The following is an 11,847-nucleotide window of genomic DNA, read 5'->3' on the forward strand; positions in this document are numbered from 1 at the left end:
AAGAACAAGACATTTGTCGTCTTGTTCAGAAAGGTTTTCGTCAAATACCCGCTCTATTCGCCATCTTCTTCCTTTACAAGCGAAGGATTAAGAGGATTGAGCTTGCCCACCGGCTCCGGGGCTGCCACTTTTGGAGTCTCATCCTTAAGGTCCTGAAGGGTATCCATATAAAAGGCAGAGACCTGCAGCGAATACTTAAGCGGCTCCGCTTCCTGATCAAGCGAAGTCAGCTCTTTCACCCCGTTGAATGTCAGCAGATCCACTTTCGCGACGCGCTGCTGATTTTCTAGCTCCGAGATAAACGCCTCCATATCAAAATAGCGGCTGGACGTCACTTCAAGGGAAATGAGGATTCGCTTTAGTCCCTCAGGTGCTGCAGGCAGCCCAGCGCTCTCCTGAGCACTTACAGGCTGTGCAGGCGGTGCGTCCGCTGATTCTGACGGCACCTCTGCAGTTCCAGATTGATCCGCAGGAGCCTCTGAGCTTTCAGCCCCGTCAGCCGGAGCTTCACTTGGGACAGCTTCCGGTTCGGCCGGCGGCAGGAATGCATCTTCGCTTTCAGCGAATGTGACGCTTTCTATTTTACTGTTTGAAACCGTTTCAGCCTTTTCAAGATCCAGCACAAGCTGTTCCACCATCGGGGAAACCGGGACTTTTCGCTGTAATTCTACAGAATGAACAGGCGCCTTTGTTTCTGTCGAAGGATTTTCACCTAACGTTCCGATTTGGGTCAAATACATGTCCCTTGAATTCTCAAGCGAGCTGATTTCTGCCTTAACAGGCTTTATAAAGAGGTGGTACGAACCGAAATAGAGCAAACCGAGAGTGAAGGCTGCTGCAAGCAGGAGGAAAAAATGTTTTTTATGAAGATGAATCGTCATCAGTTTGTTCCCCGCTCTCTGCTTGTAAATAATCCGGATTCAATGTAAGAATATACTGCGCTTCCGACCGAGGGAGCCCGCCTGATTCTTCTCCCTCAGGAGCCTCTGTCCCCTCTTCTTTGACAGCGGTGATGCTGATTAAATCGGCTTTGGTGAAGTAGGCAGATTCTTTTAATCTTGCAAGATAGTACGCTGCCTCTCGGTTTGTGTCAAATTGAACGGAAAGCGTCAGCTCTCCAGCATCATTATAGGAGAAGGTTTTAAAGAACCCCCGTTCAGGAAGCTTGCCTGCGAGTTCTTTCACAACCGGAACAGAATCGAGCGATACGCCGTCAGCGTATTCAACAGCGCTTTGAAGAGAGGAAACCGAAGAGCTTGTATTGCTTTTTGTTCCTTTTTCAGCTGCGAGCCGCTCATACTCTGATTGGAGTGCCCCAGCCTGACTCTTCAGCTCTGCTTTTTCTCCATTGGCAGAAGTCAGCTGAATGATAAAAAGCCCCGCAAAAATAACGGCGATAAAAGCAAGAAGAATATAAAGCGTGGCATTGGCCACATTCCTGGGATCTTTTTTCGGCAGCAAATTAATATCAGCCAGCATTTAACGCACCTCTTTTAATGCCAGACCGGCAGTCAGATAAAACGAAGCAGGCAGCGGAGTTTTATTCAACGTTTCAGCTTGCGCATTCTTTAATGAATCAACAGGATAGTCATACCGTTCAGCCAGAAGCCGCTCTGCTTCATGGAGCAGCGGGTGATCTCCCGTCAGGATGAAGGATGAAACTTCATCATTCCCCTGATTCAGTGAAAATCTGTAGAAATTGAGGACATGGTCGATTTCCTTTATAATTTCGTTTGCCTGGAGACGGAAATCTTCTGGTGAAATATTTACTTTTACGTACTTTTCACCTGAATCTATGAATTCTAATTCTCCGTTTTTCCTTACGTATTGCTCTCCTTTGTCTAAAACAAGGTAGTTTTTATCAACCTCTATGTTCCGCATAAACACAGGCTGCTCCTGCTGAAAGATGCTCAGATTTACACCTGACAGATCATACTGGATAAGCATGACAGAGGCTGCATGATCCACTTTTGGTTTTTGATTCAAATAAAAACGGTACTGACAAAGGGGAGAGATATCGGCGGCATCCGGTTTCAGGCCCGCATTGTCAAACAGGTCGGAATAGCTCCTGACAAGCTCTTCACTTGACGCAAACAGCAGCAGATGAAGCTCTTTGTCCGTCCGGCCTGTCACTATGTAATCAAAAACAGCCTCATCAAAAGGCAGATGGATCGACGAACCGATTTCCACATAGAGATGTCCGCGTATCTCATCGTCGATTAAATCACCGGGGACACTCACCTTCCGGATCACTACATGAGAATCAGGAACCGTAAACCGGATTTTCCTGCCCTTAATGCCCCATTCTCTCACACACTCATCCAGTATGAGGGAAAGGGTGTCAAAATCCTGGATGACCCCTCCGCGGATAAGTCCTTCAGGAAGCAGGCGCTCTTCGCACATTCCCATCATCAATGGTTCTGCCTGCTTCAATTCCGCATAGCGTATGGCATCATCTTTAATCGTAAAATTTCCTGTCTTTTTGCTGAAACGAAATCCCGAAAGCCTCAATATGTTCCCTCCTTTCCTAGTAACCGATCAAACGGATATACCAGTCTATTAATTGTTCTCCAAAAAAGTAGGCTGCAAGAGTCCCTGCCATGATGGAAGGGCCGAACGGCATCGGCTCCTTCCGCTTTGCTTTTCCAAGAAGCATCGCTATTCCTCCGGCAAGCGAGCCGGCGAGACACGAGAGAAAGAAGGCAAGCAGAACAAGCTTCCATCCAAGAGCAAGGCCAAGAACGGCAAAAAGCTTGATATCCCCGCCGCCCATTCCTTTGCCCCTCGTCACGAAAGCAATCGCATAAAGCAGCGAAAATCCGGCTGCAGCGCCTGCAAGCGGATCCCACCAAGGCGAAAGCGGAATTAAAATTCTTTCAAAAACCAATAGTCCGCCGAAAAACAGCAGCACTTTATCTGGGATCACCATATATTTCACATCAGACACAAAGATAATCATAAACAGCGAAATAAGCGTCAGAGCAACAGCCAGTTCCCCTGTCCACCCCAAAAGCAAAGCCGCCGCTGCAAAAAGCAGCGCCGTCATTCCTTCCACAAACGGATACAGCGGAGAGATGCGGGCTTTGCATTTTTTGCACTTACCGCCCTGTAAAACATAAGAAACAACAGGAATAAGCTCGCCTGCTGTTAATGTATGTCCGCACCCCGGACACGCGGAACGTGGTGCGACTATGGATTGTTTCATTGGAACACGGAGGCCGACTACGTTGTAGAAGGAGCCTAGTAGGAGGCCGTAAGTAACTATGAAAAATAAAAAAGTTACCATTATTGAGAAGTGTCGTTAGCACGCAACTTAGCCTCAGTGGCATAAGTTTTAGTAATATTATTTTTTGTAACTTTAATATTGGTATAAGTGTACTTCCCATTAGTAACAGCCATTGTAATAGAGTATTGGCCCACTCCATTTAAATTATCGTTTAACGCTGTACTTGGGTTAGTTCCTTGGTTGGTGTTTGTATAAGTAACACCGCTAGTTGAACCATTAGTTGAATCATATAATTTCGCAGCTTCTAAGACAGATATTGCCTCTGCATGAACTGCATCTTCTTTAGATTTCTGTATCACATTCCCAATAGCTGGAACAGCAATAGCCGCAATAATCCCCAAAATCACAACAACAGCAAGCAATTCGATCAGCGTTAATCCCCGTTCGTTCTTAAGCATTTTTTTAAACATGTCTCTTTCTCCTCATCTAGTAATTTAGAAGTATAGGTCTTTGTGTTTATTCTATCGTCATTATAGCATACAAAATTGGATTTTACTGCTAATTTTTTCTCGAAAATCAATTTATTTTGTTGAAAATATCAAACATAGGTACTAGGATGGAAGTCACGACAACACCGACAATTCCTGCAAGAAAGACAATCATCAGCGGCTCGATCAGCGACTTCAGTCTGTCTGTCGCCTGCTCGACTTCATCTTCGTAAAAATCCGCAACTTTCGAGAGCATTTCATCGAGTGATCCCGTCTCCTCCCCAATCGCAATCATCTGCGTAACGAGCGGCGGAAACACCCAGTGATCTCTCATTGGCTCTGTAAGAGAATGACCTTTTTCAAGTGCATTTCTCGACTCTTTCAGCACCCGGCTGATCACTTCGTTTTCTACGATGCTTTCCACAATTGAAATCGCCTGCAGGATCGGAACAGAGCTTGAGAACAGAGAACTGAGTGTTCTCGTCATTCTTGCAAGCGCCGCCTTCTGCAGCATTTTTCCGAAGATCGGCATTCTCAGAGTCGCTGCATCCAGATAATACTTTGTTGAAGGCTGCGATTTCATGGCTGCAAGGCCCGCTAAGAACAGGAGAATGAAGATAATCACAAGCCACCAGAACGACTGCATCCATTCACTAGCCCCTAGAACAAACTTCGTAATAAGAGGAAGTTCTGCCCCGAAGTCCTGGAACATATCCACAAACGTCGGCACAACGGCCACTAACAAGAAAATGACGACAGCTATGGCAACAATCCCGACAACGGCAGGATAGGCAAGTGCGGAAATGATTTTCTGCTTTGTTTTATGCTGCTTTTCATAGTGCAGCGCCAGCCTGTCGAGCGTTTCGTCCATATTCCCTGCAGCTTCCCCGGCTTTGACCATATTCGTAAACATATTGGAGAAGATTTTCTTATGCTTTGCCGCTGCGGCAGACAGCGGATTTCCTGACCTGAGCTCTTCTTCTACGTCAAAAAGCGCTTTTCCGAGTGCTTTGCTTTCTGTTTGTCTGGCAAGAATGTTCGTCGCATCTACCACGGAAATTCCCGCTTTTAGAAGCGTGGAAAACTGCCGAAGATAAATGACAAAATCCTGCAGCTTAACAGGATTGCCTATGCTGATTTCTTTGGTCAGCAGGGTTTCCTGCAGCTCCTCAATCTTTGTAATTCTAAGGCCTTTTTCCTGCAGTTTCACCATGGCATCCCGTTTTGAAGTGCCGGCGATCACGCCGCTTGTCTGGCCCGCTTTTCCCCGGCCTTCATATTTGAACCGCGCCATTACCGTATTGTCTCCTGCAAGAAGGGCTCTGCCATTTCCCTCAAAATTACGCCCGATTGAACAAGTTCTCTTATTGATCCTTCTAGCGTCATCATTCCCTGATCACGGCTTGTCTGCAAAATGTTATGAATCTGGTGGATTTTCTCATTTCGAATTAAATTCGCAATGGCAGGGTTGTTCACTAAAATTTCCGTGGCCGCTCTTCTTCCTCTGAAGTCCGCCGTCTGAAAAAGGCGCTGAGACAGAATGCCGGTCAGCACGGATGCTAGCTGAATCCTTACCTGCGCCTGCTGGTTCGGAGGGAAAACATCTATGATTCTGTCAATCGTTGAAGGTGCGCTGGATGTGTGCAGCGTCCCAAGGACCAGATGCCCTGTTTCAGCAGCAGTAATAGCCGTATGAACAGTCTCTAAATCCCTCATTTCACCGACAAGAATGACATCCGGGTCCTGCCTGAGCGCTGCCCTTAATCCATTGGCAAAGTTCAATGTATCAAATCCCACTTCTCGCTGATCGATGATGCACGAGCCATGCTTATGAAGATATTCAATCGGATCTTCAAGAGTAATAATATGCTTTCTCGCTGACTGGTTCATATGATGAATCATTGCTGCAAGGGTGGTCGATTTGCCGCTTCCTGTCGGGCCTGTCACTAAAATAAGCCCCTGAGGTTTATGGGACAGTGTTTTCAGGACTTCCGGAAGATGCAGGTCCTCAAGTGTCGGGATGGACGTTGGAATAATCCGGATGGCAAGCGCAGTACAAGAACGCTGCTTATAGGCGTTCACTCTGAATCTTGAAACGCCGGATATTCCGTATGAGAAATCCAGCTCCCCTTTTTCCTGAAACTTTTCCCACATCGCCTGGGGAAGGATGGATTTCGCCATTTCTTCCGTATCCTCCGGTAGCAGAGCGACACCGCTGTAGCTTCTCAACTCACCGTTGATTCTCAGCATAGGCGCTATCCCTACGGTAAGGTGAATATCTGATGCCTTTAGTTCAAAGGCCTCTCTCATAATTCCTTCAAGTTTCATTTTCATCATTATCACTCCGATAGGGCGACGCGCAGTATTTCTTCCGTCGTCGTCAGCCCCTGCTTTACTTTCAGCAATCCGTCGTCTATCAGGAAAAGCGTTTTGTTTTTAATGGCAAGCTCACGTATTCCTGAGAAGGATTCACCATTCATAATCACTTTTTTCATTTCATCTGTGACAACGAGCAGCTCATGAATGGCAAGGCGGCCTTTGTACCCTGTCATATTGCATGTTCCGCATCCTCTTCCCCGTACAATGGATTCAACCGTCATGCCCCGCTTGGCGAAAATCTCCTTTTCCCGGACAGATGGCTGAACAGTTTCCGCGCAATCGCGGCATACTTTTCTGACAAGCCTCTGGGCGACGACTCCTGAAAGAGAAGTAGCAACGAGAAACGGCTCGACACCCATATCAATGAGACGTGTGATTGTACCGACCGAATCATTTGTATGGAGAGTACTGAGTACAAGATGACCTGTCAGAGACGCACGTATGGCAACTTCAGCGGTTTCTTTATCTCTTATTTCACCAACCATGATGATGTTCGGGTCCTGTCTCAAAATGGATCTTAGCCCTTTTGCAAACGTCATGCCGACAGTCTGGTTGACCTGGATCTGATTGATTCCTTCAAGCTGGTACTCGACCGGATCCTCAATGGTGATGATGTTAACATCCTCAGAGTTCAATTTGTTCAAAGCCGCATACAGCGTCGAAGATTTCCCTGAACCGGTCGGGCCGGTAATCAGCACAATTCCCGACGGCCGTTCAATCAGCTGCGAGAATCGCTCAAGATTTCTTGGATGGAAGCCGAGCTGCGTCATGTCATTTAACGCACTGCTGAGATCGAGCACCCTGAGAACAATTTTTTCCCCGTAAATGGTGGGCAAGGTGGCGACACGCAGATCAATCGGATGAAAATCAAGCGTCAGTTTAATTCTTCCGTCCTGGGGAACCCGCTGCTCCGTTATATCGAGGTTGGACATAATTTTGATCCGGGCGGTAAGAACGCTCTGCATGTGTTTCGGAAGAACACGCTCCGTTTTCAGGACGCCGTCTATTCTGTAGCGAACAGCAATCTTTGTTTCCTGCGGATCGATATGAATATCGCTTGCCCGCTGCTGGACGGCATTTTGAAGCAGCTGATTGACAAGCCTGACAATCGGCGAGTCCGCTTCAGTTGCTTTCTCATCCTGCACCGTCTCCTGAGGCATCCCGATCAGCTGGTCAATGTCTTCTTCCATATCAAAATACTTTGTGATCGTTCTTAATATATCGTCCTTTGTGGCAATCGCCGGTTCTACCTGAAAGCCTGTGGAAAGTCTGAGATCTTCAATTGCGTAGTAATCCATCGGATCCGCCATTGCGACATACAGCTTGTCCCCCTCTTTTTTCAGGGGAATCATGTAATTGCGTTTAGCCGTTTCCTTTGGAATCAAGGTGAAAAGCTTCGTATCAAAGGGATATCTGAACAGGCTCACATGCGGAATGCCCAGCTGAAATTCAAGCACTTCAATCAGCTGCTGCTCCGTTATATAGCCTCTCTGAAGGAGCGCATCCCCAAGCTTCTGCCGCTCACTTTTCTCTTTTAACGTGACCTTCAGCTGTTCATCCGTTATCAGGCCTGTTTCCACAAGAAGATCTCCAAGCCTTTTTCGCGTCTGCTTCAAAGTGTTATTCATCTCCTTTTTCAACTGCAGGTTCTTCCCACAGCTCCTGATCACTGCCGGTTTTAGGACTGTTCTCAGGAAGGTTTTCTAGTGCAGGGTTCTCCGCATTGGCCGGAGCTTCAGTTTGACCGGATTCAACGCCCGGCTGAACTCCTTCACCTGGAGCAGCCGGAACGGACTCCTGCTGTTCTTTCTTGAGCGGCTTCACTTCCACTCTGTGAACAGGTGCATAATAGTCATCAGAGATCAGGGTGCTTGAAAGAAGCTTTCCTTCACGGTTCAATTCATTTCTGTAGACCGCAGCTGACTGACCGTTTCTGCCTTCTTCTATGACTCTCGTTGTATTGTCATTAAGAGCCGAGTCGTATTGGATGATTTTTTTCGGCTTGTAGCTTTTCTCATTTTCCATCGTCAAACTGTACGTGTTTTCAAATGCGGCACCTTCAATGCTGATGGTTAAAGAAGCGCCGTCCTGAGCAAGCTTCAGCTCGTATGCAGCATCGTTGGGATTGTAGAAAACAAGGTCCCGTTTTCCTTTCGCAAATGCCGCTTCTTTCCCGAGTTCTGCATAAGACGGTAGCTCCGCACTAATGTGCCGCTCAAGAATTTCAAAGTTGATCAGCAGAATGGTCTGATAGATTCCGGTGGCCAGCTGGCTCAGAGCGTCATCCTCCATCTCAAGGGCAACCTCTTCCACATAAGCTTCTAACGAGAACGATCCGAAGGGTGCAATTTCTATAACAGCAGGCTGCTCTAAAACAGCTGAGCCGGCAGGAATCACCGTACCTGCAAGCAGCGTTTTTGGCAGCTTTTCTTTCACAAGGTAGTCTTCAATAGACAGGGTGAAGATCCCCTCCGTTAATTCGGACGCTGCAAGCTCAATTTCTGATGCCAGCGTCTTCTGATCAACAGCCGGCAATACGTCCGGACCAAGCTCGTTTTCCAGAAAAACGCCGAGAGCTTCTGGATCAACAGCGGCAATCAGCTTGTCCGTTTTATTTTCAAGGGCAAGCTCTGCCGTTTTCTTCACATCAAATGTGACAAAGTTGGAATCAAGACCAAGCTCCCGGTCTGCCTGGAGAAAATAAAAGCTGTTTTCTTTCCATACGGCAACTCCCTGATTCAGCTTCTCTTCCGCTTCTTCCAGCGTTAAACCCGCTAATACAATTCCGCCGACCTCCACACCTTCAGGAACCGTCTTTACATTAAAAAGCGCCCCATACGCTTTCACACCGAAAAAAGAAAATCCAAAGAGAATAAAAACACATCCGAACAAAACAAGTAACACTTTTCCTTTTGATGATGTACCCACTTCATGCCCCCCCTTTTGTCACAATACGCTTTCTACTAGTTAAATAAACCTAAGTCATTCGAATTATTATTTTCCAAATACTAGACAAAAATCGACTAGTTTTATTGTATAATAGCTCTATTCAGATGGAAAGAAAGATTTTCCTTCAAATCCATAAATTATAATAGAAAGTACGGGGATGCCTATGAAAAAGGCTTTACAAAAGGAACAGGGGTTCACACTGATTGAAGTTTTAGCCTCCATCGTCATTTTGACCATCATGTTTTCTGTATTAAGCAGTTTTTTCGTGAATAGTGCTTCTTACTCAAATTCTTTCGACAAAAACATTACATCCCAGCAGTTAAGCAAAAGTCTTCTCGAGGCCTATCAGGCGGAAGGATTTATTGAAGCAAAAAGAAAAATAAACACAGGAGAGAATCTTGCCCCTGATGTCATAAAGCAGAAACTCGCGCTTCATGAAGATGCTTTTTCTCTGAACGGATATTCTGCCAATGTCTCCTTCAGAGAACCGTCTCAGGCAAATTTGCGAGGAAAGCTTGTAGAGATTTCTGTCACAGTGACAAACCGTGACGGGATATCCTCCTCTTCAACACTCGAGGGGTATGTGCGCAAATGAAGAAACTTCATTTAAATCAAAAGGGAATAACACTGATCGAGCTGCTTTTGGTGCTTGTCCTCTCATCTATCATTCTCACAATGAGCACGGGATTTTTACTATCTATGATGAAAGCAGGGGAATCTACGCTTTCTAAAACCAATCTCAGAAATGAGGCGGTCCTGATTATTGACTCTTTAAATAAGGCGCTTGAGAACGCGGATGAGTTTGGACTTGGAGATATAAAAGGACAAGAGCTTACAAAAGTTACTCCCATTAAAATCACTAAAAGGGTCAATGCTTCAAATGTATTGGAAGAAACAAGAATGCCTATTCCGGTCATTTTTTCAGGCGGAAATTTAAGCATTGACGGAAAACCCGTCAACAATGAAAACATTTCTTTAGAAGGCAGCCATTTTTTTATTGCAGAGGATTCCTCGCAATTGATCTGCAAGCTTGTCCTGAAAGAAAAAAACACAGATTCAAAACCGTATGAAATCCTGAAAGTATATAACCTGGCAGATTGAGGTGATTGGTTTGAAAAAGTTAAATCAGAATGGCTATGCCCTGCTTAACGTGCTGATGGTTTTTACATTGGTCACCATTTTGGGAATCTCACTCCTCAGCATAACAATCAGTTCTCAAGCATATGTAAAGCATTCTAAAACGTACCTTGAGGATATGACGAAAGCAGAAAAACGCCTTGACGAAGCGTCCGCAGAATATGAAGTTCTTTTAGAAGGCATCAACAATGAAGTGCTGAATTCTCAAACACTGCTCACTAAATTGGGCAGTTTGGAGGCAAGAATTGAACAGCGGTCAGGTATTGAGGTAATCGCAAAAACACTTAAGCAGATCACTGCAACCAACAATCTGTTTGTGCAGACTGTCGATATTACTGCTCCGGTCGGGCCTGAACATGCCGGAAAAAAATTAAAGCGAACTCTAAAGGTGTCTACAATTGCAGATATCTTTAATTACGGGGTAGTAACGAATGGAGATTTAACATTAAACGGTGCAGTAGATATTAAGGGGAACATCTTTGTACAGAAAAGGCTTTATTTAAGCAATAGAGGAAAGTTCATTCAATCTGGTACAACGTATTATCCTGGAACCGTTTATCCGTCGATACAGGGTGATATGACAGTAAAAGGGCTGGATGCTTCGGGTCAGCCCTATTCATCTGCCTATTTTTACAACAGTTCTTCTTCCAGCACCACCGCTCAAAATTTCCGGCCGATAACGAATACAGGCAGCCTGTCGAGTTATTTTGTGTCATCACCAAGAATAAGAGATGCAATTGTTTCAACAAACCAGATTAACATTCTGGGCCGGATTAATGAAAAACATGCAGCTTACACAGCAAGAAAAGGACAAATAGCAAACGGTTTAAACAACAGCCTCCTTTCCGGCACCACCGTTTACAATACCAGCAAAAAGTTTCTTCAAAATCTTGAATTGACCGGTGTTCTCAACGTAGCAGGCGATGTTTTGATGGAAGGCAATTTCACTATGGGGGAAGCAGGCAGGCTCATTACAAGCGGCAATGTCTTTATTAATGGACAGGCGGATCTAAAAGGCACCATCGAATTAACAAACCCGAACAGCTATGTCTATATTAACGGAAAAGCTGCGATATCAAATCTGAATCTCGATGGACAAATGTATATCTCGGATGCAGCAGATATCCGATCAGATTTTAATACGAACGGAACGGTTTATGTGGAAAAGAATACATCAATCGAAAATCTCAACAATGTAAGCGGCGGAACAGCGGTTATCTTGAGCAACGGCAGCATGCTTGTCGCAAACAATAATGAGTACAGCAGTACACCGAAGATTATTGATGCTTTTCTTTATTCCAATGAAACGCTTGAAATGTACGGAGTAGGTTCCAACATTAAAATTAAAGGAGGCGTTTATGGATCGAATATTATCTTGAACGCCACCAAGGGAGAAACAAGAAATAGCCTAGGTGGACGATATGTCTGGGTTGGCCCTAAATGGTATCATTATGAATGGCGCTATGATTTAGATCCTGAACTTTATAACAACGTCGGCGGACTGTATTTTGAAAAAAATCAGCAAAAGCCGGGATTGCCCTCAAGGCTGCAAATAGAATTCAAAGAGGACCTGATCCTTAATCCCCCTACAGGCATTCCGACAGTAGAAAAACTGAAAGTCGAGACCATTGATACCGAAGTTAAATAACAAAAAAAGCCGGCATTTTT

12 protein-coding genes are annotated in these 11,847 nt (G+C 45.3%); 3 read left to right on the forward strand and 9 right to left on the reverse strand.

Annotated features, from left to right (window positions below):
* Positions 1-53: 53 nt before the first annotated feature.
* The 9 genes from JOJ89_RS15365 to JOJ89_RS15405 form a co-directional block, all read right to left on the reverse strand.
* Positions 54-881 carry a hypothetical protein gene (locus JOJ89_RS15365; protein ID WP_035319196.1) on the reverse strand — a complete coding sequence of 276 codons (828 nt, stop codon included), beginning with the start codon at positions 879-881 and terminating at the stop codon, positions 54-56.
* Complete coding sequence (locus JOJ89_RS15370) at positions 862-1,479, reverse strand: PilN domain-containing protein (RefSeq protein WP_051865417.1); 618 nt, start codon at positions 1,477-1,479, stop codon at positions 862-864. The genes JOJ89_RS15365 and JOJ89_RS15370 overlap by 20 nt, the downstream gene beginning before the upstream one ends.
* The gene (pilM, locus tag JOJ89_RS15375; RefSeq protein WP_203288277.1) at positions 1,480-2,511 is read right to left on the reverse strand and encodes a type IV pilus biogenesis protein PilM; all 1,032 of its coding nucleotides are present in this window, start codon (positions 2,509-2,511) and stop codon (positions 1,480-1,482) included.
* A gap of 16 nt (positions 2,512-2,527) precedes the next feature.
* On the reverse strand, positions 2,528-3,286 hold the full coding sequence (locus JOJ89_RS15380; protein WP_203288279.1) for a prepilin peptidase: 759 nt from the start codon (positions 3,284-3,286) through the stop codon (positions 2,528-2,530).
* Positions 3,286-3,696, reverse strand: coding sequence for a type IV pilin protein (locus JOJ89_RS15385; RefSeq protein ID WP_203288281.1), 411 nt, complete (start codon positions 3,694-3,696; stop codon positions 3,286-3,288). Before JOJ89_RS15385 ends, JOJ89_RS15380 begins: the two co-directional genes overlap by 1 nt.
* 106 nt (positions 3,697-3,802) lie before the next feature.
* Entirely contained in the window at positions 3,803-5,008 is a 1,206-nt protein-coding gene (locus JOJ89_RS15390) for a type II secretion system F family protein (protein WP_203288283.1), read from the reverse strand.
* Entirely contained in the window at positions 5,008-6,048 is a 1,041-nt protein-coding gene (locus tag JOJ89_RS15395; RefSeq protein ID WP_203290361.1) for a type IV pilus twitching motility protein PilT, read from the reverse strand. The genes JOJ89_RS15390 and JOJ89_RS15395 overlap by 1 nt, the downstream gene beginning before the upstream one ends.
* A gap of 5 nt (positions 6,049-6,053) precedes the next feature.
* Positions 6,054-7,709 carry a GspE/PulE family protein gene (locus JOJ89_RS15400; protein ID WP_242524619.1) on the reverse strand — a complete coding sequence of 552 codons (1,656 nt, stop codon included), beginning with the start codon at positions 7,707-7,709 and terminating at the stop codon, positions 6,054-6,056.
* A gap of 4 nt (positions 7,710-7,713) precedes the next feature.
* A complete protein-coding gene (locus tag JOJ89_RS15405; RefSeq protein WP_203288285.1) occupies positions 7,714-9,021 on the reverse strand; it encodes a VanW family protein in 1,308 nt (435 codons plus the stop codon).
* A gap of 184 nt (positions 9,022-9,205) precedes the next feature.
* On the opposite strand from JOJ89_RS15405, the gene JOJ89_RS15410 reads away from it, so the two are divergent.
* Genes JOJ89_RS15410 through JOJ89_RS15420 form a run of 3 tightly spaced genes read left to right on the forward strand, consistent with a single transcriptional unit; the run spans position 9,206 to position 11,827 of the window.
* A complete protein-coding gene (locus JOJ89_RS15410; RefSeq protein WP_035319200.1) occupies positions 9,206-9,637 on the forward strand; it encodes a type IV pilus modification PilV family protein in 432 nt (143 codons plus the stop codon).
* Positions 9,634-10,143: a prepilin-type N-terminal cleavage/methylation domain-containing protein gene (locus JOJ89_RS15415; RefSeq protein WP_029279342.1), complete on the forward strand. Its 510-nt coding sequence runs from the start codon at positions 9,634-9,636 to the stop codon at positions 10,141-10,143. Before JOJ89_RS15410 ends, JOJ89_RS15415 begins: the two co-directional genes overlap by 4 nt.
* A 10-nt stretch (positions 10,144-10,153) precedes the next feature.
* Positions 10,154-11,827, forward strand: a complete 1,674-nt coding sequence (locus JOJ89_RS15420; RefSeq protein WP_203288287.1) for a hypothetical protein — start codon at positions 10,154-10,156, stop codon at positions 11,825-11,827.
* Positions 11,828-11,847: the final 20 nt, after the last annotated feature.

Source organism: Metabacillus sp. cB07 (assembly GCF_016839225.1).
Taxonomy (GTDB): domain Bacteria; phylum Bacillota; class Bacilli; order Bacillales; family Bacillaceae; genus Bacillus_P; species Bacillus_P indicus.